General features: G+C 64.1%; 20 protein-coding genes. 9 read left to right on the forward strand and 11 right to left on the reverse strand.

All coding sequences use genetic code 11. The annotated features are described in order from the left end of the window. Positions 1-7: 7 nt before the first annotated feature. Positions 8-403, reverse strand: coding sequence for an acyl-CoA thioesterase (locus tag VZC39_RS18885; protein ID WP_349919930.1), 396 nt, complete (start codon positions 401-403; stop codon positions 8-10). Between the two features lie 83 nt (positions 404-486). Further along, positions 487-2,193, reverse strand: a complete 1,707-nt coding sequence (gene sgrR, locus VZC39_RS18890) for an HTH-type transcriptional regulator SgrR (protein ID WP_434664491.1) — start codon at positions 2,191-2,193, stop codon at positions 487-489. 100 nt (positions 2,194-2,293) lie between these two features. On the opposite strand from sgrR, the gene VZC39_RS18895 reads away from it, so the two are divergent. Together VZC39_RS18895 and VZC39_RS18900 are read left to right on the forward strand one after the other, a co-directional pair. Further along, positions 2,294-2,470, forward strand: a complete 177-nt coding sequence (locus VZC39_RS18895) for a hypothetical protein (RefSeq protein ID WP_434664493.1) — start codon at positions 2,294-2,296, stop codon at positions 2,468-2,470. 141 nt (positions 2,471-2,611) lie between these two features. Continuing rightward, positions 2,612-3,880 carry an O-acetylhomoserine aminocarboxypropyltransferase/cysteine synthase family protein gene (locus tag VZC39_RS18900; protein WP_434664495.1) on the forward strand — a complete coding sequence of 423 codons (1,269 nt, stop codon included), beginning with the start codon at positions 2,612-2,614 and terminating at the stop codon, positions 3,878-3,880. A gap of 84 nt (positions 3,881-3,964) precedes the next feature. Here VZC39_RS18900 and VZC39_RS18905 read toward each other — a convergent pair whose 3' ends face one another. Further along, entirely contained in the window at positions 3,965-5,140 is a 1,176-nt protein-coding gene (locus tag VZC39_RS18905) for an iron-containing alcohol dehydrogenase (RefSeq protein WP_349919934.1), read from the reverse strand. A 210-nt stretch (positions 5,141-5,350) separates the two neighbouring features. Between VZC39_RS18905 and VZC39_RS18910 the strand changes: the two genes are divergently transcribed. Then, positions 5,351-5,935, forward strand: a complete 585-nt coding sequence (locus VZC39_RS18910; protein ID WP_434664496.1) for a hypothetical protein — start codon at positions 5,351-5,353, stop codon at positions 5,933-5,935. A gap of 150 nt (positions 5,936-6,085) precedes the next feature. On the opposite strand, the gene VZC39_RS18915 is transcribed toward VZC39_RS18910, so the two are convergent. After that, the gene (locus VZC39_RS18915) at positions 6,086-6,520 is read right to left on the reverse strand and encodes a hypothetical protein (protein WP_434664497.1); all 435 of its coding nucleotides are present in this window, start codon (positions 6,518-6,520) and stop codon (positions 6,086-6,088) included. A gap of 408 nt (positions 6,521-6,928) precedes the next feature. On the opposite strand from VZC39_RS18915, the gene VZC39_RS18920 reads away from it, so the two are divergent. Then, positions 6,929-8,401 carry a C69 family dipeptidase gene (locus tag VZC39_RS18920; protein ID WP_434664499.1) on the forward strand — a complete coding sequence of 491 codons (1,473 nt, stop codon included), beginning with the start codon at positions 6,929-6,931 and terminating at the stop codon, positions 8,399-8,401. 56 nt (positions 8,402-8,457) lie between these two features. On the opposite strand, the gene VZC39_RS18925 is transcribed toward VZC39_RS18920, so the two are convergent. From VZC39_RS18925 to VZC39_RS18935, 3 genes are read right to left on the reverse strand one after another with little or no spacing between them, the layout of a single operon-like run. After that, complete coding sequence (locus tag VZC39_RS18925; RefSeq protein ID WP_434664501.1) at positions 8,458-9,204, reverse strand: SDR family oxidoreductase; 747 nt, start codon at positions 9,202-9,204, stop codon at positions 8,458-8,460. 43 nt (positions 9,205-9,247) lie between these two features. Further along, the gene (locus tag VZC39_RS18930; protein ID WP_434664502.1) at positions 9,248-9,490 is read right to left on the reverse strand and encodes a DUF3624 domain-containing protein; all 243 of its coding nucleotides are present in this window, start codon (positions 9,488-9,490) and stop codon (positions 9,248-9,250) included. 30 nt (positions 9,491-9,520) lie between these two features. Beyond that, positions 9,521-9,994 carry a GNAT family N-acetyltransferase gene (locus VZC39_RS18935; RefSeq protein WP_434664503.1) on the reverse strand — a complete coding sequence of 158 codons (474 nt, stop codon included), beginning with the start codon at positions 9,992-9,994 and terminating at the stop codon, positions 9,521-9,523. A gap of 185 nt (positions 9,995-10,179) precedes the next feature. On the opposite strand from VZC39_RS18935, the gene VZC39_RS18940 reads away from it, so the two are divergent. Continuing rightward, positions 10,180-11,622, forward strand: coding sequence for a RimK family protein (locus VZC39_RS18940; protein ID WP_349919944.1), 1,443 nt, complete (start codon positions 10,180-10,182; stop codon positions 11,620-11,622). Between the two features lie 24 nt (positions 11,623-11,646). Further along, the gene (locus VZC39_RS18945) at positions 11,647-12,180 is read left to right on the forward strand and encodes an MgtC/SapB family protein (RefSeq protein ID WP_434664504.1); all 534 of its coding nucleotides are present in this window, start codon (positions 11,647-11,649) and stop codon (positions 12,178-12,180) included. A gap of 85 nt (positions 12,181-12,265) precedes the next feature. Here VZC39_RS18945 and VZC39_RS18950 read toward each other — a convergent pair whose 3' ends face one another. Further along, entirely contained in the window at positions 12,266-13,885 is a 1,620-nt protein-coding gene (locus VZC39_RS18950; RefSeq protein WP_434664505.1) for an alpha-amylase family glycosyl hydrolase, read from the reverse strand. 124 nt (positions 13,886-14,009) lie between these two features. Further along, positions 14,010-14,282, reverse strand: a complete 273-nt coding sequence (locus VZC39_RS18955) for a DUF2442 domain-containing protein (protein WP_349919947.1) — start codon at positions 14,280-14,282, stop codon at positions 14,010-14,012. Between the two features lie 260 nt (positions 14,283-14,542). On the opposite strand from VZC39_RS18955, the gene VZC39_RS18960 reads away from it, so the two are divergent. Next, on the forward strand, positions 14,543-16,507 hold the full coding sequence (locus VZC39_RS18960) for an LTA synthase family protein (RefSeq protein ID WP_434664506.1): 1,965 nt from the start codon (positions 14,543-14,545) through the stop codon (positions 16,505-16,507). Positions 16,508-16,564: 57 nt separating this feature from the next. Here the strand turns inward: VZC39_RS18960 and VZC39_RS18965 are convergent, their stop codons facing one another. Next, positions 16,565-17,035 (reverse strand): Lrp/AsnC family transcriptional regulator, encoded by a 471-nt coding sequence (locus VZC39_RS18965; RefSeq protein WP_349919950.1) that lies wholly within the window; start codon positions 17,033-17,035, stop codon positions 16,565-16,567. A 161-nt stretch (positions 17,036-17,196) separates the two neighbouring features. On the opposite strand from VZC39_RS18965, the gene VZC39_RS18970 reads away from it, so the two are divergent. Beyond that, positions 17,197-17,709 carry a phosphatase domain-containing putative toxin gene (locus VZC39_RS18970; protein ID WP_434664507.1) on the forward strand — a complete coding sequence of 171 codons (513 nt, stop codon included), beginning with the start codon at positions 17,197-17,199 and terminating at the stop codon, positions 17,707-17,709. A gap of 73 nt (positions 17,710-17,782) precedes the next feature. Here the strand turns inward: VZC39_RS18970 and metA are convergent, their stop codons facing one another. Further along, positions 17,783-18,730: a homoserine O-acetyltransferase MetA gene (metA, locus tag VZC39_RS18975; protein ID WP_349919953.1), complete on the reverse strand. Its 948-nt coding sequence runs from the start codon at positions 18,728-18,730 to the stop codon at positions 17,783-17,785. Positions 18,731-18,873: 143 nt separating this feature from the next. On the opposite strand from metA, the gene VZC39_RS18980 reads away from it, so the two are divergent. Further along, entirely contained in the window at positions 18,874-20,112 is a 1,239-nt protein-coding gene (locus VZC39_RS18980; protein ID WP_434664508.1) for an HD-GYP domain-containing protein, read from the forward strand. The last annotated feature ends 29 nt before the right edge of the window (positions 20,113-20,141 follow it).

The following is a 20,141-nucleotide window of genomic DNA, read 5'->3' on the forward strand; positions in this document are numbered from 1 at the left end:
CCTTGGGTTAACGCTCTATCAACCAGACCTGGAGCCCGGCCTTGTGTTGCTCGTCGAGCGGCCGGGACTGGCGGGTCTGGTAATTGAAATGGATCAGGGTGGTCTCGCCGGTGACGGCCAGCTCCCCCTCTTGCCAGGCTTCCTGCCACAGGGTAAACGAGCTGGTGCCGATGCGGCGCACCCCGGTCTTGATAGTCACCGGCTGGCCGTAGAACAGCTCCCGTTTGAACTGCACCTCATAGCCCGCGATGATCAGATGCCAGTCACGCACGTCCAGCTCGGGAGTGAAGAGACGGAACACGGGATCCCGGGCCGACTCGAACCAGACCGCCGGTACCGTGTTGTTGATGTGGCCGAGGGCGTCTGTCTCTTGAAAACGGGGTTGGATCTGCATTTCCAGCATGGATATCGACTCCTTGTCGTGGGACCGGGCACAGGCTAGCGCGCCCGCTGCCGCGACTCAAGCCTGTCAGTGCCCGGCCGGGATCAAGCTCCGTTTTCTGTCTGCTGCGCCCCCTGTTCGGGTTTTAACCAGGCGCTGCGAAAATCGAACCAGCCCAGGGCCGTCATGCGCACGCCATGCACACCCACCCGGCTCTCCAGCTCCAGCCAGTGGTGAAACAAGGGCACGAACCAGTGCTGGCGCTGCACCTGCGCCAGCAGGGCGCGGGGGCCGGGGGCCTCCTCCTCGGCGCGCCACTGCGTCAGACCCTGCCACAGGGCCTGCTGCCCCCCCCACACCCGGCGCAGCAAGGGGGTGCCCTGCAACCAGGCGTAGGGGGCGAAGGCCTGCTCGTGCTCGAGGTTGAGGGTGCCGAGCCAGAGATCCACGTCCTCATCCACGCCGCTCACCCAGCGATCGTAATCCAGGAAGCGCACCTCGAGCCGGATCCCCTGTTCGGCCAGCAGACTTGCCATGGCGCGGCCGCACTCGTCGAACTCCAGGTGCTGGTTGAAGCAGGCCATCACCAGCCGGGCCGGCAACCGCTCGGGCTCGGGGAGCGAAGCCGCCAGCCCCTCCCGCCAGTGAGGCAAGAGGCCGAGGGCACTGGTCCAGCCCCGTTGCAACTCGGGGGCGACCCGCGCCATCAGGGCGATGGGATTGAGCAGACGGGTCAACCAGTGGCGCAGAGCCGGATCCTGCAAGGCGGCGGATCTGTCGTCCTGCAGCAGGAAGTAGCAGCCGGACTCCAGTTCGGACTCCCCGCGCATGGTGCCGAGCTCCGGGCTGTCGCTGCCCAGTTGCAGGTGGCTCTCCAGGCGTTCCGCCAGCTCGGGCAGCATCCAGATGTCGATCTCGTCGAGCAGGGCGCGCAGGCCGAAATAGTCGTCAAAGGCGCTCAGGCACAGGTGCAGCGGATCATTGGTGGTCACCCGGTAGGGGCCGGTGCCGACCGGCTGCAAAGGGAATCCGGCCGTGCCCCTCAGCTCCCGGGGCAGCACCGCCGCCACCGGCTCTGCCAGCAGATGGAGCAACCAGGGATCCGGGCTGTCCAGATGCAGATCCAGGGTGCGCGGCCAGGGGCTCTCCAGCCGGGTGAAGTGGGCGAACAGGGGGCGATCCCGCAGCGCCTGCAGGCTATCGATAACATCCTCCGTCTCCAGCTCGCGGCCATGATGAAAACGTACCGCCGGCCTCAGGTAGAAACGCCAGTGGCGGGGGCCGAGGCACTCCCAGTGGTGGGCCAGATCCCCTTCGATTTCCCCATTTTCCTCATTTCGCCGGGTTAGACCGTTGAAGATCTGCCGGCTCAGGTGCACCTCGGAGCGGCGCAGGGGGGCCGTGGGCAGCAGGTGGGGCAGCGGGCGGTAATAGGGTACCCGCAGGATCTGGCGTCCGGCCCGGGTGGCCTGGCCGAGCTGCTCGATGAGCAGCGGGGTGAGCAGATCCAGCCGATCCTCCGCCACCCTCACCGCCTGGGCCAGCAAACCTTGCTGCAACAATGCCCGCAGGCGGCGCCGGATCAGCCCCTCCTGATTGTCCAGCAGGGTCAGCCGGGAGCGACGCCCGCGTCCCGCCTCGGCGGTCCAGTTAAGCCAGCCCTGCTCCTGCATGCGTCTGAGCAACAGGCGGGCGTTGCGCGGGGTGCAGCACAAGAGATCGGCCACCTCGGCGAGGCTTATCTCCCGTTCGTCGGCCCCGAGTTGCTGGGCGAGCCGTTGAAACTGCTGATAGAGACGAGTGGTGGGCATAAAAGAGGAAATCCATGTACGTGAAGTCGTCAGTTTTTACTTCCTCATTTTAGCTCAATACTGATGCCGAACATGAGTACAACGTCACAGGAGCACCATCATGAGCCATGTATCTACCCCCAAGCCGAACCGGACCCAACAGATCCTGCACCGCTACTTCCTGCGGATCCTGCCCCGCTCGCTGCCGCTGATCGAGGATCCCATGAACCAGCTCAACCGCCTGATGCAGTGGGACATGACCCAGATCGACGACAGGGAGTACCGCCGCCGCTTCTGAGCCCCGGGGACAGGGGCCGTATCACATCGCCAGCAGAAGCAATAGCTTTGCCGGATCTGCCTGTTTACAACGGGTCAGAGGCTGCTAGATTGGACGTCTATCCATCTATAACAGCGAGCTACATCCAGCAAGGAGTGTGTGATGAAAGATGCGACCCTGGCCCTGCACCACGGCTTTTCCCACGACCCCACCACCAAGGCGGTGGCCGTGCCCATCTACCAGACGGTGGCTTACGAATTCGACAACGCCCAGCACGGGGCGGATCTGTTCAACCTGGCGGTGCCCGGCAACATCTACACCCGCATCATGAATCCCACCAACGACGTGCTGGAGCAGCGCCTCGCCGCCCTGGAGGGGGGCATCGCCGGGCTGGTGGTATCGGCGGGCTCCGCCGCCATCACCTATGCCATCCAGGCACTCACCGCCGCCGGGGACAACATCGTCTCTACCCCCCAGCTCTACGGTGGCACCTACACCCTGTTCGCCCACATGCTGCCGAGCTTCGGGGTCGAGGTGCGTTTCGCCAAGGATGACAGCGCCGAGGCCATCGCCGCTCTCATCGACGACAGGACCAAGGCGGTCTACTGCGAGAGCATCGGCAACCCGGCGGGCAATATCGTCGATCTGGCAGCCTTCGCCCAGGTGGCTCACGCCCGCGGTGTGCCCCTCATCGTCGACAACACGGTCGCCACCCCGGTGCTGTGCAAACCCATCGAGCATGGCGCCGACATCGTCGTCCACAGCCTCACCAAGTACGTGGGGGGCCATGGCAACTCCCTCGGCGGCGTCATCGTCGACGCGGGCAAGTTCCCCTGGGCGGATCATGCCGAGCGCTTCCCCCAGCTCACCCGGCCCGAACCCTCCTACCACGGGGTGGTCTACACGGAAGCCTTCGGCCCGGCGGCCTTTATCGGCCGGGTGCGCACCGTGCCCCTGCGCAACACCGGCGCGGCGCTGGCCCCCATGAACGCCTTCCTGCTGCTGCAGGGGCTGGAGACCCTGAGCCTACGCATGGAGCGCCACGTGGATAACGCCCTGCGGGTCGCCCACCACCTCAAACATCACCCCAAGGTGGCCTGGGTCAGCTATGCCGGCCTGCCGGGCCACCCCCACTACCCGCTGGCGGAGCAGTACATGAAAGGTCGCCCCTCAGCCATTCTCTCGTTCGGGTTGAAGGACGGTTACGAGGCGGGGGTACGCTTCTACGATGCGCTGAAGATCTTCAAGCGGCTGGTCAATATCGGTGACGCCAAATCCCTGGCCTGCCACCCCGCCTCCACCACCCACCGCCAGCTGAGCGAGGCCGAGCAGGCCAGAGCCGGGGTCAAACCGGAGATGATCCGGCTGTCGGTGGGCATCGAGGCCATCGAGGATATACTGGCGGATCTGGATCAGGCCCTGGAGGCCTGAGGCCGAGCATGTCACCATCCTGTCTATAGCAAAACGCCCCGTCAGACGGGGCGTTTTGCATGATGGAGAACGACAGGCGCGGGATCAGATCGCGTGGGAGAGGATCCTGGCGACCTTGTCCGGATCGATGTCCTGGTGTTCCCCGAGGGCGGTCAAGTCGAAGCGCTTCAGGTTGGAGCAGATCCCCGGGATGCAGGACGCATCCAGGCCGTAGTCGGCGAGGCGGGTGCCCACTCCCATCTGCTGGAAGAACTGCTCGGTGCGGATGATGGCCTCCTCGATGCGCAGCGCCCTGTCTTCCCGTCTGGAATGCCAGACCCGCTCGGCAAACTGGGCCAGCTTCTCCTGCTTCTGGGACGCCTGCTCCCGCAGCAGGGAGGGCAGCACCACCGCCAGGCTCTGGGCGTGATCCAGCCCGTGCAGGGCGGTGAGCTGATGGCCGATGGCGTGGGTGGACCAGTCCTGGGGCACCCCGCGCCCGATGAGACCGTTCAGGGCCAAGCTGGCGGCCCACATCAGGTTGGCCCGCACCAGGTAGTTGGTGGGCTCCGCCAGCGCGCGCGGACCGTTGTCCACCAGCACCTGCAGCAAGCCTTCCGCCAGCCTGTCCTGCACCTCGCCCCCCACCGGGAAGGTGAGGTACTGCTCGGTGATGTGGATGAAGGCATCCACCACGCCGTTGCCGATCTGTCGTGCCGGCAGGCTGTAGGTGGTGGTGGGATCCAGCACGGCGAAGCGGGGCTGCACCAGCTCGCTCTTGAAGGAGAGCTTGGCGTCACCCCGGCTCACCACGGCGGCGGGGTTGCTCTCCGAACCGGTGGCCGGCAGGGTCAGCACGCAACCAAGCGGCAGCGCCGCGTCCACCGCCGCCTTGTGCAACAGGATGTCCCAGGGATCTTCCCCCTCGAAACGGGCGGCGGCGGCCACGAACTTGGAGCCATCGACCACGGAGCCACCCCCCACCGCCAGCAGGAAGTCGATGCCCTCGCGTTTCACCAAAGCTACCGCTTCCATCAGCTGATCGTACTGGGGATTGGCGCCGATGCCGGAGAACTCCTGCCACTCCATGCCCGCCAATGCCCGGGTCAGCTGCTCATAGACCCCGTTCTGCTTGATGCTGCCCCCGCCATAGAGCACCAGCAGGCGGCTGCCCGTCGGGATCAGCTCCGGCAGGCTGGCGATCTGGCCCTCCCCGAAACAGACCCGGGTCGGATTGGCATATTGGAAGTTGTACACGGCAAAGCCCTCGGTTGAATGCATGCAGGGGGATTGTGCGCCCCCCGGCGGGCAAGGTCAAAAACGGGATCCCCTTATCAAATGGCGCGGGGGGACACGGAAGGGGGATGGTACTCAGGTGTGACTTTGCTATGGTGGTAGCGGGGAGTGGCCATCCGGCCCTTGCCCTCATCGGTTCATCGCCGCCGCATCGCCAACGGGTGCGCACCATTTTCTGGTCACAGGATCTTTATCATGAAGCTGAAACACGCATGGATTGCCGGTCTGCTCACCCTCTCGTCCGTCTCCCTGGTACAGGCCGCCGTGGTCACCACCAATGTGGCCGTCACGCCGGGCAGCGCCAGCCTGGCGGAAGAGGTGACGGCCCAGGCGACGGTCACCGCCATCGATCTGGCCACCCGCAAGGTCAGCCTGAAGAATGCCGACGGCAAGCCCTTCGATCTGGTCGCCGGGGAAGAGGTTACCAATCTGCAGAACATCAAGGTGGGGGATGTGGTGGCGCTGCGCTACCTGCAACTGCTGGATCTGGAGCTGCTCAAGGGCACCGCCGGGGTACGCAAACGGGTGGTCGAGGTGGAAGGGAGCAAGGCCGCCGCCGGGCAGGAGCCGGGCGCAGGTGCCGGCATGCAGGTGACCATCTATGCGGACGTCATCGACATCGACAAGGCGACCCAGACCATCAAGGTCAAGGGCGTGGACAAGACCCTCACCGTCAAGGTGAACGACCCCGCCCAGTTTGCCCTGATCGCCAAGGGGGATCAGATCAAGGCGGTCCAGACCACGGCCATCGGTATCGGCATCGTGCCAGAGCAGAAGTGATCACCCCCTGATCCGCGGGGAGGGCGTACCTCCCCGTCTCCACCAACCCGCACCTGACCCCTGCTCTCGCCGCTCTTCGCCCCCAGCCACCCGGTGGCAAGCCCTTGCCAGCGGCCAACAAGGATTGCCGTTTGGGTCAGATTCTTACCCTCAGGCGCTCTGCGTCTCTGACGACTTGCCGATGAGTTTCTCCATGGCCGCCTTGAGCATGGCATCCCGCTGCTCGGTCAGGGCCTTGGTCTGTGCCTCCCGCTCCTCGCCGGAGAGCTGCTTGTTGCCAGCCACCTCCTTGAGCTGACTCTCGATGGCGTCAAATTTCTTGCGATCAAAGCCCAGCGCCTTGTCCACCAGCTGCTGGACCAGCACATTATTGGCGCTGCCGCTCTGGCCCGTGCTCTTGCCGCTCTTGGCCAGGTGCTCATAGGTCAGCACCTGCTGCGCCTTGCCGGTCATCACCTGGCTGGAGAGGCTGACTTGCTGATCCCAACCGCCGCCCTGCTGGCTGTCGCTGGCGCTGAGGGTGGCCAGAGCCCGTTGCTGGGACGCGCTCTGGGCGAGTTGTTGACCATAGGGTTTGATATTCATGAGAGCTCCGCGCTATCTGCCGGCCCGACCGGCGTTTGGGGATGCTTCCCCGTGATGGCAACAGCAGAGCAAGTTGCAGGCCAAGTTGCCGAGATGACGTCCAGACGCCCCCTTTCACCGCAGATCCCGCTGCCCAGGCACCATGGGGCCACAGCCCTCACCACTTATTGCTCTCATCACCGAACAAAAGCCATGAATGACCCATAGATCACAAAATAAACACCTGCAGAGGAATAAGATGCCAGCGCACAATACGGTCAGGACGCGGTATTGTGGATGAAGTGTTTGCAATATCAATAAGATGCAGACCAATCTACCGGCATCCCCAGGTTGCCGCCCAAGGCCTGCGGCAAGCCCCCTCTCCTCATCCAGCCTGACTCACACCCACTATCAGCTTCGGGCAACTCCATGAAAAAACACACCTTGAGCCTTCTCAGCGCCACCCTGTTCACCCTGATCGGCAGCAGTGCCGATGCCTGCACCGGCCTCATCGTCGGCAAGGGCGCCAGTGCAGACGGCAGCGTGATGATCGCCAGAAACGAGGATTTCGGCGTCAACAACTGGAACAAGCATCTGGTCTTCCATCCCGCCAGGCAGAACGAGGGCAAGCTGTGGAAGCTTGGCAACGGCCTTGAAGTGCCCATGCCCAAGGCCTTCCTCGCCTACTCCGCCATCCGTGACTGGGATGCCGTCACCAGCGAGCCCGCCGGCGGATATTACGAGGAGCGCGGCATCAACGAAGCCAACGTCGCCATCTCGGCCACCACCAGCGCCGAGGTCAACGAGCGAGCCCAGAAAGCCGATCCGCTGATCGAGACCGGCGTCATCGAGGCTGTCATCCCCACCCTGATCCTGCCCCAGGCGAAAAGCGCCAAGGAGGGGGTCGAGCTGCTCGGTCGCTATGTGGAGCAGTACGGGGCCGGCGAGGGCAACAGCCTCTATCTGGCTGACGTGAACGAGGCCTGGCTGATGGAGATAGGCTCCGGCCACCACTGGATCGCGGTGCGGGTCCCTGACGACAGCTACGCCATGGTGGCCAACGGCCTGCGCATCCACGACGTCAATCTGGACGGCGCCGATGTGCTGCACTCCCCCAAACTGCTGGAGTTCGTGCGCGAGCACAAGCTGCTGGACAACGCCGATGCCAAGGCCTTCAACTTCGCCAAGGCGTTCGGGGTCATCGCCGACCCTTACAACGTGGACAGGGAGTGGCTCGGCCAGCAGATGTTGAGTGCCTCCCACCAGCAGTCCACCCGCCAGGCGCAGTATCCCCTGTTCATGAAACCGGATGCCCCCATCGCCGTACCGGATGTGACCAGGGTTCTCAGCGCCACCTATGAGGGCACGCCACTCGACGGCAAGGCGGAGCGGCCCATTCGCATCGACCGGCAGCTCGAGTCCCACATCATCCAGTTGCGCAAGGAGATGCCCAAAGAGCTGCAGGGGCTCATCTGGCAGAGCTACGGCGTGCTGGCCGAGTCGGTGATGGTGCCCCTCTACAACACCCTGGAGTCCTACCCCCAACCCTATCGCACCGGGAGCGACAGCTACTCCGACGACTCCGCCTATTGGCAGTTCCGCAGCCTGACCGCGCTCGCCAACACCAATCCGGGCAAATACCTGCCCCTGCTGCGGGAGGTCTGGGCCAGGCAGAGCGACAAGTACCACAAGGAGGTGGCGGTGCTGGACAAGACCCTCAAGCAGACCTATCCCAGCGACAAGGGCACGGCGTTGCAACTGGCGTCGGATTACTCCTACGGTCAGCTGGAACAGAGCTATCAGTTGGCGAAAGCGTTGCGCTTCAAGCTGATGACGGATCTCACCAAGAGCACGGAGAAGAAATATTCGGAAGAAGAGTTCAAGAAGATCATGAGCCTGTAGGGTCAGGCATGAACGAAGAGGCACCTCAGGGTGCCTCTTTTTATTGCCTCACGGGATCAGTGGCGACTGATATGGAGCGGCCCGAAGGTCTGGGCCACCGGCATGATCTCGATGCTGTTGATGTTGACGTGGGCGGGCTGCTGGCTGACCCAGAGCACGGTATTGGCGATGTCTTCCGGCTGGATGGACTTCACCCCCTGATAGACGGAGGCCGCCTTGGCGTCATCCCCGTGGAAGCGCACGTTGGAGAACTCGGTGCCGCCGCACAGGCCGGGCTCCACATTGGTGACCCGGATGGCGGTGCCCGCCAGATCCGCCCGCAGGTTCAGGCTGAACTGCTTCACGAACGCCTTGGTGGCGCCATAGACGTTGCCGCCCGGATAGGGGTAGGTGCCGGCGATGGAGCCGATGTTCACCACGTGGCCGCGATTGCGCTCCACCATGCCCGGCAGCAGCAGGCGAGTGAGCAGGGTCAGGCCGCTGATGTTGGTGGCGATCATCTGCTCCCAATCCTCCAGATCCGCCTTGTGGGCAGGTTCGAGCCCGAGCGCCAGGCCGGCGTTGTTGACCAGCAGATCCACCTGCTGCCACTCGGCGGGCAAACCCGAGATGGCGGCGCGGGTGGCGGCCTTGTCCTGCACGTCGAACACCAGGGGCAGGAAGTTCTCCCCCAGCTCCCCGGCCAGGCTGGCCAGCCGCTCGGCACGGCGACCGGTGCCGATCACCTTATAACCGGCACCCACCAGCAAGCGACTGATGGATTCACCAAAACCGGACGATGCGCCCGTTACCATTGCAATCATCGGAACCTCCATTGTCATTTATCTAATTGATAGCTAAAAGAATTCATTCATTTCCCGCCGGCTTGGCGAAGCGTCGCCAGAGAAATACCAGCAGGTGCAGCCCGAACAGGCCGGAGCCCGCCAGGGCAAACAGCAGGGCGGTGAGAGCATTGACCGAGGTGTCGGCCCCCAGCCACCCCCAGGCCAGCCAGCCGATGGCCCCGATGAGGAGGGTCTGGGCGGCGCAGACCGGGCAGCGCCCCAGCTTGGCGCGGATGCTGGTCGCGAGGCAGTCATCGCAGCTCATGGTCATCCCTCGGTTTCTGGGCATCCCGGCTCATGGGTTGTCCCGTTGGTCCGCTTGCAGTTCCAGCACCAGCCTGTGTGCATGCTGACCCGGCCCGTAATAATCCGGCAGCCGCAGCCGAGCGCGGAATCCCAGCCCATGGTAGAGGGCGCCGGCCTCTGGGTTGGCATCGGACACCTCGAGGCGGATGGCCCCCCAGCCTGCGGACCTGCCCTCGGCGATCACCTGCTCCAGCAGGCGGCGGGCCCAGCCCTGGCGGCGCACCGTCCAGCGGATGGCAAGGGTCTGGATGGTGAGCCGATCCCAACCCCTGTGCTCCAGCACGCAGAGATAGCCCATCAACTGGGTCTTGTCGTCTTCCAGCAGCAGGGTGCGGCCCTTGGCCTGGTTGAGCAGATAGTGCCAGCGGCTGCGGCCGAAGGCGACCTCGGGGGGAAAACAGTAGCGCTCCAGCCGGGTGATGGCGCCCAGATCGTCGGGGTGGGCGGCCCGTAGGGTCAACAAGGCGTTATCCTCGTTCGGTTATTTATCCTCAGCACCAAAAATGCGACTTGTATCACAAGTTACCAAGGCAGATGATTAGGCACTGTAACCTCTTGTTTCCCCTCGCGCCATTGTCGTGCTTGTCGGTGCATCGAAGCCCACTGGGGAGACTGCCATCCAGGCAGTCCTTTTGTGGAGCCGAAAATATGAGTACCTATGTCATCGTCGAGGAGCTCGGCGACTGGCCCTGCCATGCCGACTACCTGCTGACCGCCCGCACTTACCTGCAGCACGGCCTGCCCACCACGGGGGGTCGCCCCCGCATCATCAACCTCTGCCGCAGCCTGGAACACCTGAGCGCCGGCTACTACTGCTCCTTGCTGGCCCAGGCTCGCAGCCACCACTGTCTGCCGGGGCTGCAGGCCATCAGCGTGCTGCAACCCCAGCAGCCGCCGGCCAAGTTGTGGCGCAAGCTGCAGGGCTGGCTGAGCCGCCAGAGCGAGGACAGGATCCGGGTACGCGCCATCTTCGGGCAGTGCGAGCAGAGCGAGCTGGCGGGGCTGGCCCGCTACTACTACGGCCTGAGCCAGCTGCCGCTGCAGGAGCTGACCCTCAAGCGCGGCCGCCACGGCTGGTCGGTACGCCAGCAGCAGAGCCTGTCACCACTGGAACTGAGCCAGGGCGAGCGGGAGCTGATGCTGCAACACGCCCAGGCGCTGGTGGGGGCCGCTGACGAAGAGCAGGCGGCCCCCCTCTATCAACTCGCCATCCTGGTGGATCCCAACGACGGCCGTGCCAGCAGCGACGAGCTGGCCCTGCGCCGCTTCATCCAGGCCGCCGCCGCCCAGGGGATCCAGGCCGAGATCCTGGCACCCTCGGCCATCGAGAGGCTGCCTGAGTTCGACACCCTCTGGCTGCGATCCGAGACGGCGGTGGGTCACTACACCTTCGAATTCGCCCGCCGCGCCGAACAGCTCAAGATGCCGGTGATCGACAGTTCCCGCGCCATCCTCGCTTGCAGCAACAAGCTCTATCTGTACGAACTGATGGTACGCAGCGGCGTCCCCATGCCGCCGACCATGGTGGTGACCCGCCGCGGCCGCCACCATGTGGACGAACTGGTACAACGGCTCGGCCTGCCGCTGATCGTCAAGGTGCCCGATGGTGCCCAGGGGCGGGATCTCGCCATGGCAAGCGACGAGATCCAGCTCGCGCGTCTGCTGGACGAGGGGCTCGGTCGCTCCGCCCTGCTGCTGGTACAGAGCCGGATCCCCGCCGAGTTCGACTGGCGCATCGGCTTCCTCGACGGTTCCCCGCTGTTCGCTTGTCGCCGCTTCCGGCCCGAGCCCGGCAACCGCATCCGTCGTCGCAAGCACCCCCTCGACATGAGCCGCATCGAGGCCCTGCCCCTCACCGAGGTGCCGGAGCGCGTGCTGCAGACCGCCCGCCGCGCCGTCCATCAACTCGGCAACGGCCTGTTCGGCGTCGATCTGCGCCAGCAGGGACGGGACTGCGTCTTGCTGGAAATCATCGACAATCCCTGGATCCGTGGCGATATTGAAGACAAGGAGGCAAAGGACCTCTATGAGCGCCTGGCCAGGGCCTTCCGGCAGCGACTGGAAAACCGGGGACAGGGCGCGCTCGGATAACAAGCATCGAACGCAGAGGTGAACATGATGACAACGCAGTGGTGGGACATAGCGCCCCTCGGCTGGGAGAATATCCTGGCCTGCCTGGTGTGCGGCGGTCTGGTGGGGCTGGAGCGCCAGCTTCACGGCAAGCCGGTCGGCATCCGCACCTCCTCCCTCATCGTCCTCGGTACATACTGTTTTCTCGCCATCGGGGCCACCGTCAGCACGGTGGCCGCCGATCAGGCGCGGGTGCTGGGCCAGCTCATCACCGGCATCGGCTTTCTCGGCGCCGGGGTCATGATGACCCGGGACGGCCAGGTGCAAGGCGTCACCTCGGCAGCCACCATCTGGATGCTGGCCGCCCTCGGCGCCCTCATCGGCATGGAGCTGCTGCGCCAGGCCTTGCTGCTCACCGGTGTCACCCTGGGGATCCTGGCGGGTGTGCACTACCTGGAGAGCAGCTTCAAAAGTCTGCGCCGCGGGGTACACGACAGGCTGGAGCTGTGGCGCAGCGGCAACGGTCATGCTCCCGCCCGCAACCACAGGGATGAGCTCGGCAGCGGCATCGAGAAATAGCGAATGCCGGAGAAACCGGCACAATGCAGCAGGGCTCCATATCGGAGCCCTGCTTGTTGCTGGGGTAAAGGTGTGAGGGGGCGCGCTATTGCAGCAGCAGGAAGCGTCCGCTGAGCGGCGGCAGCTCGACGGTCACGCTGCTGCCTCCGAGGGCCAGCCGCTCGCCGCTTTGCAGATCCACCAGGGCACTGCCGCTGCGCAATTTACCGACCGGCACCCCATAGCTCTGGGGCGTGCTGGAGACGTTGAGCAGGTAGACGACTTGTTCGGCTGCCGTCTGCTTGATGTCCCCGTAGACGCTGCCATCGGCCACCAGCTTGACCCGCTCCCCCTGATAGAGGGCGGGATGCTTGGCGCGCAGGGCCAGCAGCTGGCCGAGCCAAACCTTGAGATCCGCCTGCTCGCTGCTCGGCACGAAGTCGGTGACGCCCGGCACCTTGCCGTCGCTGCGAGCCACGTGATCGTCACACAATCCCTGGGCCGCGCAGTCGCCGCTCACCTGCTTGGCAAAGCCCGGCACCTCGTCACCAAACTCCTCCCCGTAGTAGAGGGTGATGGGACCGGAGCGGGCCGCGAGGAAGCTCAGGGCCGCCTTGTGGCGCAACCAGTAGCCCGCCGGATCGAAGTTGCCGCGCTGGAGCAGGTCACCGAAGCGCACCAGATCGTGGTTGCCCAGCATCAGGTTCGGCATGGCGTGGTCCGGGTAGTTCTCCACCTTGTTCCAGCTGGCATCGAGCACGCCAGCCCCCTGCCCGCCCTTGCCGGACTCTTCCACCGCCAGGGCCTGCACCAGGCCGTAGCGCAGGGGGAAGTCGAACGCCGAGGGGAGTGCCGGCCGGTCGCTCGGGCCATAGGCTTCACTTCGGATCTCGTCCGCCCCCTTCCACACCTCCCCCACCAGGTAGCCCAGGGTGCCCCACTGCTGGCCTGCGGCCTTGCGAGCCGCGCTCGCCTGCTCCACCTCGGTGCGAATGGCGCGCCAGTCGTCCAGCCCGAGCTGATAGGCCTGATCCAGGCGCCAGCCATCGATGCCGTACTGCTCGACCCAATAGCGCGCAACTTCCTTGAAGTAGGCGAGGCTCTCGGGTTTGCCGTAATCCACCAGCTGGCCCGGATACCCGGCGCCACCGCTCTTGAGGGCAGGCAGACGTCCCTCGGGGGAAGGCTTGCTCACCCCGACTGTGTTGACGTGGCCGAACACCCCGTCGAGCAGAACATAGAGCCCCCGCTTGTGGGCCTCGTCCACCAGGGTCTTGAGCTCCGCATTGGTGCCGAAATTGGGATCGACGTTGAAGAAGTCGCAGGCGAAGTAGCCGGTGGCATCCAGCCTGTCATCCCCGCCCTGACCGGCGCAGGAGTCAAACACCGGGGTGAGCCAGAGGGCGTTGACGTTGAGGCTCTTGATATGATCCAGGCTCTGGATGATCCCTTGCAGATCCCCGTTGTGCCGGGAGGGGCCATAGCCGACCCCGTAGTTGGCAGCCCCATTCCCGTCGACGAAGGACTCCACCATCACCTGGTAGATCCGCAGGTTGCAGGCGGCCAGATCCGTACCATAGCAAGCCCGGGCGGAGGCAGGAGGAGAAGGTGGATTGACTACCGGCGGCTGGGCCTCGGTCTGAGAGCCGCCACCGCCGCTGCCGCATGCAGAGAGGAGCATGGCTGCCCCCAGTAGGGCGCCATGGCGCAACTTTCCCTGTTTCATTGTTATCTTCCCGCTGTGGAGGTATCGGCGCAGGGTGCGCCGCACTGATGCCATGATAACCAGCGGACAGAAGGGGGTCTGTGACTGAAAACGTTATCTGGTTCAGCGTGTTAGCGCTGCCGGCTCAGTGCAGGTTACGGCTGTTGAACGCCTCGCGCTCGTCGATGGGGGTGATGAGGTGATAGACCTCGTGAGCGGCCAGCACGCAGCCTCCCGGCCAGGCCAGCTGATGGCGATCATTGATGAAGACCCGGGCACAACGTCGCTCCGTGTCCAGGGTGGCAAACAGGGGTTGCTCACGCCAGGGGGTCAAGTCCAGCGCCCCCGTGGTCCCGTCCGAAAGCACCACAAACAGACACCACCCCTGCAGATACTCCACATCCAGAAAGACCGGCATGATCTCGGCTCCATTCGAGAGATTCCGGCGCCATTATAGTGAAGCGCGCCCCATGCTTTGTGATGCCCATCACGTTTCAATCAGCCGTTTATACCGTCATTTTGTGTGAGATTGCCCAGTAAAACCGGCCACCGCCCCACTCCCTGAACATTTTCCTTCCCCTTGCCGCAACCTTATCGAACCGCCACTGTCATACATTTGCAACATCATAAAAATGGCCCCGGATGGGCTTAACAGACAGGCTTTTTTCAGGAAAAACAATGACAAAGATAAGGAATTGGCTGGGCCCATTTTGGCCCATTGCCGTGTTTTCAGTGATCGCGCTATTTGCCCTCTCCGCGAGCCGGATAGGGCTCGGGCTCTGGCAACAGGAGCGGGTTGAGGCGGTCAACGGCTGGTCTCAGATGTTGCTGCAAGGCCTGAGGGTCGACTTCGCCACCCTGTGCTGGGTATGGGGCGTCCCCGCCGTCTTTACCCTCCTGCTGGCCGGTCCCCATGCCCTCGGCCGAGCCTGGATGCAGCTGATCCGGCTCTGGCTGACCCTGGGGCTCTGGCTGATGCTGTTCCTCGAGATCTCCACCCCTTCTTTCGTCACCGAGTACGGGGTGCGCCCCAATCGCCTCTACGTCGAGTACCTCATCTATCCGAAAGAGGTGCTGGCCATGCTGTGGGCCGGTCGCAAGGGAGAACTGCTGCTGGCCCTGGTGTTCAGCACGGGCGTACTGGCTGGTGGCTGGTGGCTCGGGGGTCGCCTGATCCGCGGCCTCAGCTTCCCGCGCTGGTATCTGAGACCCGCCTTCGCCCTGCTGATCCTGGCCATCGGCTTCCTCGGCGCCCGCTCCAGTCTGGGCCACCGGGCCCTCAACCCGGCCATGGTGGCCTTCGCCAGCGATCCCCTGATCAACGCCCTGGTGGTCAACTCCTCCTACTCCCTGTTCTTCGCCATCAAGCAGATGGGGGCCGAGGAGAATGCCAGCGAGTTCTACGGCGAGCTGCCCCAGCAGCGGATCCTGGAGCTGGTGCGCGAGGAGGGCGGGCGCCCGAGCCAGGACTTCAACTCCGAAACCCTGCCGAGCCAGAGCTTCAACGAGGCCAGCCATACCGGCAAGCCGAAGAATCTGGTGATCCTGTTGCAGGAGAGCCTGGGGGCCCAGTTCGTCGGCTCCCTCGGCGGCCTGCCGCTGACCCCCAATATCGATGCCCTCTCGAAGGAGGGTTGGGCCTTCAACCAGCTCTACGCCACCGGTACCCGTTCGGTGCGCGGCATAGAAGCGGTGCTGACCGGTTTCACGCCAACCCCGGCCCAGGCCGTGGTCAAGCTCGGCAAGAGCCAGACCAACTTCTTCACCATCGCCGATCTGCTGCGGCAGCGGGGCTACAGCACCAGTTTCATCTATGGCGGCGAGAGCCACTTCGACAATATGCGCAGCTTCTTCCTCGGCAACGGTTTCAGCCACATCGTCGAACAGAAGGACTTCAAGAACCCGGTGTTCGAAGGTTCATGGGGCGCCTCTGACGAGGATCTGATGGCCAAGGCGGACGAGACCTTCCGGGCTCTCAGCAAGGAGGGCAAGCCCTTCTTCAGCCTGGTGTTCAGCTCCAGCAACCACGATCCCTTCGAGTTCCCGGATGGCCGGATCGACCTCTATGAGCAACCCAAGCAGACCCGCAACAACGCCGCCAAGTATGCGGACTACGCCGTCGGCGAGTTCTTCAAGAAAGCCAGAGCATCGGATTACTGGAAGGACACCCTGTTCCTGGTCATCGCCGATCACGACAGCCGGGTCGGCGGTGCCAGCCTGGTGCCCATTCCCCGCTTCCACATCCCCGGGGTCATCGTCGGCGAGGGCATCACCCCGCGCCAGGATCCGCGCATCGTGAGCCAGATAGACATGGCGCCGACCCTGCTCTCCCTGATGGGGATAAGCGCCGACTACCCCATGCTGGGCAAGGATCTGACCCAGATGCCGGCAGACTGGCCGGGGCGCGCCCTCATGCAGTACGACAAGAACTTCGCCCTGATGAGGGGCAACGACGTGGTGATCCTGCAACCGGAACGGGCGCCCGAGGGGTATGAATATGACCCGGCCAGCCAGCGGCTCACTCCGGCTGCGCAACCGGATGCCATGAAGGAGGCGGCGCTGGGACTGGTGCTCTGGGGCAGCCTGGCCTATCAGCAGGGGCTCTACCGGACCGCGCCTGACAGTCGCCTTGTGCTGAACTGATGCGATTTTGTAGACAAAAAAACCGCCATTTGGCGGTTTTTTATTTCCTCATGCTAATCAGGAGGGGGAGAAGCAGGGGAGTGAACGGCTGAACTTGTGCTCGAACACCAGGGACGTCTCCAGATGCACCACCTCTTCCCGGGCGGTGAAGTGATCGAACACGAAGTTGCGCAGGTGCTCGGTATCGGCGACGCAAAGATGCACCAGGAAGTCGTCCTTGCCCCCCATGTGGAACAGGCTGATCACCTCGGGCAGGGCCAGGATGGCGTCACGGAAGGCGTCGATGATCTGCCGGCTGTGGCGGGCCAGTTGCAGGGAAACCATGGCCTGGATATGACCACCCAGCGCCTGATAGTCCACCTCGCAGTGCGCCCCCTTGAGCACCCCGTCCTGTTGCAGTTTGCGCACCCGCTCCAGGCAGGTGGAGGGCGCCACGCCGACCAGGGCGGCCAGGTCCTTGTTGGTCATGCCCGCATCGCGAAACAGGTGGGCCAGGATGTCCAAGTCCAGTTGATCCAGGTTTCTCATCTTCACTCCTTGCATCACTCGATTTTTTTAAGACTCTGCCCGTAATCCGGGCCGAACACAACGCTCATTGACATGGCAATCACTGCCTCTATGCTTTGCCGCACTCGGGCCTGGCACCGACAGCGTCGTTCAACACCTATCGACCCCTCACAAGGAACCCCATGCACCCCTCCCATCCGTTCTGGAGTCTGGATGTCCCCCGTTTCGACGGCCAACTGCTGCTGACCCCCTGCCCCGGCACCCAGCAGGTGTCCGCCCCGCACGCCCTGAGCCAGTTGCAGCTGGCCGGTGCCCGAGCGCTCATCACCCTGGTCACCGCCGACGAGCTGGCGGCCCAGGGCCTGCATCGGCTCGGCGCCGAGTCTGAGGCCAGGGGCATGGCCTGGTACCATCTGCCCATTCGGGACGACGAGGCGCCGGATGCCCAGTTCGAACAGACCTGGCGCCAGTTGCTACCGGAGCTCATTTCCTTGCTGCGAGACGGCCAACAGGTCGCCATTCACTGCCGCGGCGGCAGTGGTCGTACCGGTCTGGTGGCGGCCGCCCTGCTGATGGCGCTGGGCCAGCCACAACCGGAGGCCATGGCCTGCGTCCGGGCCCACCGCCCCAGGGCATTCACCCTGGGCAGCCACCGCCTCTGGCTCGATGGCTGGGGAGCTCGGCTGGCGGACTGAGGCAATTCAACCGCCGGACTGCTCGCAGGCCCACTGTCTCTTCGGGATAGCGGATAGACCGGCCGTTGGCACCTCAAGGCTTGGGCGGCTGGTAAGTAAACACCTTGCCGATGTCTTCCACCTTGTAGCTGGTGAGCTGGTAGACGTAGTAGTTGAGCCAGTTGGAGAACAGCAGGTGGCCGTGGCTGCGCCAGCTGGCTCGCGGCGTCCGGGTCGGATCGCCCTCCGGGTAGTAGTTGACCGGCACGACGGGGGTGAGTCCGGCCGCCAGATCCCGCTGATACTCTCCGTCCAGGGTCAGGGCGTCGTATTCAGGATGACCGGTGACGAACACCTGACGGCAATCCTTGGTCGCGGCCAGATAGACCCCCGCCTCTTCGGACTCCGCGAAGATCTGCAGATCCGTGTGGGCGCGGATAAGATCCCCATCGAACGCCGCATAGCGGGAGTGGGGGGCGACGAACTCGTCGTCGAAGCCCCGCAGCAGCGGCTCGTGCTCATCGAGACGATGATGGCGATAGACCCCGGAGAGCTTCTCGCCGTGAGTCTGTTTCTCCATGCCGTACAGCGCCTTGAGCGCCGCCTGCACCGCCCAGCACAGGAAGAGGGTGGAGGTCACGTGCCGATGGGACCACTCGATGATCTCGACGATGCGCGGCCAGTAGACCACCTCCTCGAACTCCACCAGCCCGAGCGGCGCCCCCGTGATGATCATGCCGTCGTAGTTGTTGCCCCGCACCTGTTCGAAGTCGTGATAGAAGTTCTCGAGGTGCGCCTGGGGCGTGTTCTTGGACTCCCTGTCGTCGATGCGCAGCAGATCCACGTCCACCTGCAACGGCGAGTTGGAGAGCATGCGCATCAGCTGGATCTCGGTCTCTATCTTCTTGGGCATCAGATTGAGGATGAGCACCCGCAGGGGGCGGATGTTCTGGGTGACGGCCCGGGATTCCGTCATGACGAAGATGTTCTCTTCCCCCAGCACTTCGGCGGCGGGCAACTGGTCCGGGATCTTGATCGGCATACTGACTCCCTGTACTGCATCGGTAAACATGTCTGGACATCTAGAAGCCTATAATAAAGCGCCCGCCCTGTCATCAGATAGCTTTTCTTCATTCCGCCCTTTGACTAGCATACGACTTCACTCTGTTTTTCATGCCCAAGCCCATGACAGGTATCAAGATCTCGGTAGATCGGCTGCAAGTCGGCAATTATGTCTCCCTGCCACTGGGCTGGCGCGAACACCCCTTCCTGTTTTCCAGCTTCAAACTCAAGAGTGAACAGGAGATAGCGCTCATCCGCCGGCTCGGCCTCAAACTGGTCACCATCATCCCCGACAAGAGCGATACGCCCCCCAAACCCCTCGACCAGGTCGCTCCCCCATCAGCCGATGGCGGTGCCCTCGCCAACCGCCAGCAGGAGATGCAGCAGGAGAAGGCCAGGCGCATCGAGCAGTTGCAGCGTTATCGCCGGGATCTGCAGCAGTGCGAGAAGCAGTTCCAGCAATCCCTGGCCCAGGTACGCAGCCTGATGGGCAAGATCCAGTCCCGCCCCCTCAACGCCATCGGCGAGGCCCGGGAGCTCATCAACGCCATGACGGAACAACTGCTGTCGGTGGACGAGATGGTGCTGCACCTGGTCTCGGACAGCGAGGATGGCAACAGCCTGCAGTTCCACTCCCTCAACGTCAGCGTGCTCAGCATGCTGCTGGCCAGGGAGTGCAAGCTGCCGGCGGAGGCGATCCGCCAGGTCGGCATGGGGGCGCTGTTCCACGACATCGGCAAGTTGAAGCTGCCGAGCCAGCTGCTGCGCAAAAGCGGGCCCCTTACCAGACCCGAGCAGAATCTGATGGCCCAGCATCCCCGCTTCGGCCTGGACCTCCTGAGCCACGCCAAGGATTTCCCGGAGCAGGCCAGGAACATAGTGCGCCACCACCACGAATATCTGGATGGCAGCGGCCCGGAAGGGATCAAGGGGGCGCAGCTCGATCCCCTGACCCAGATAGTCTCCCTGGTCAACGAGTACGACAACCTCTGCCATCTGCAGGCCAAGGTGCCCTACTCCGCCCTCGGCAACCTCTACAAGCAGCGCAAGGGGCAGTTCAACATCGACTACCTCGGCATGCTGATCCGGCTGATGGGGATCTACCCGCCGGGCAGCGTGGTGCAGCTCTCCAACGGCCAGGTCGGGCTGGTGATGTCGGTCAACAGCGCCCGTCTGCTCTACCCCGCCGTGCTGGTGTACGATCCGCGCATCCCGCGCCAGGAGGCCGCCATCATCGATCTCGAGCAGGCGGAGCTCACCATCGCCAAGGTGATCCACCCCAAACGGCTGCCACCGGCTGTGTTCGAGTATTTGAACCCGCGCACCCGGATCAGCTACTACTTCGAGTACGCCAAGCCTTGAGCTGCGCGGCTCATCATCGACCTCAGGAG

The sequence above is a fragment of the Aeromonas sp. NJAU223 genome (genome assembly GCF_051125555.1).
GTDB classification, from domain to species: Bacteria; Pseudomonadota; Gammaproteobacteria; order Enterobacterales; family Aeromonadaceae; genus Aeromonas; species Aeromonas veronii_G.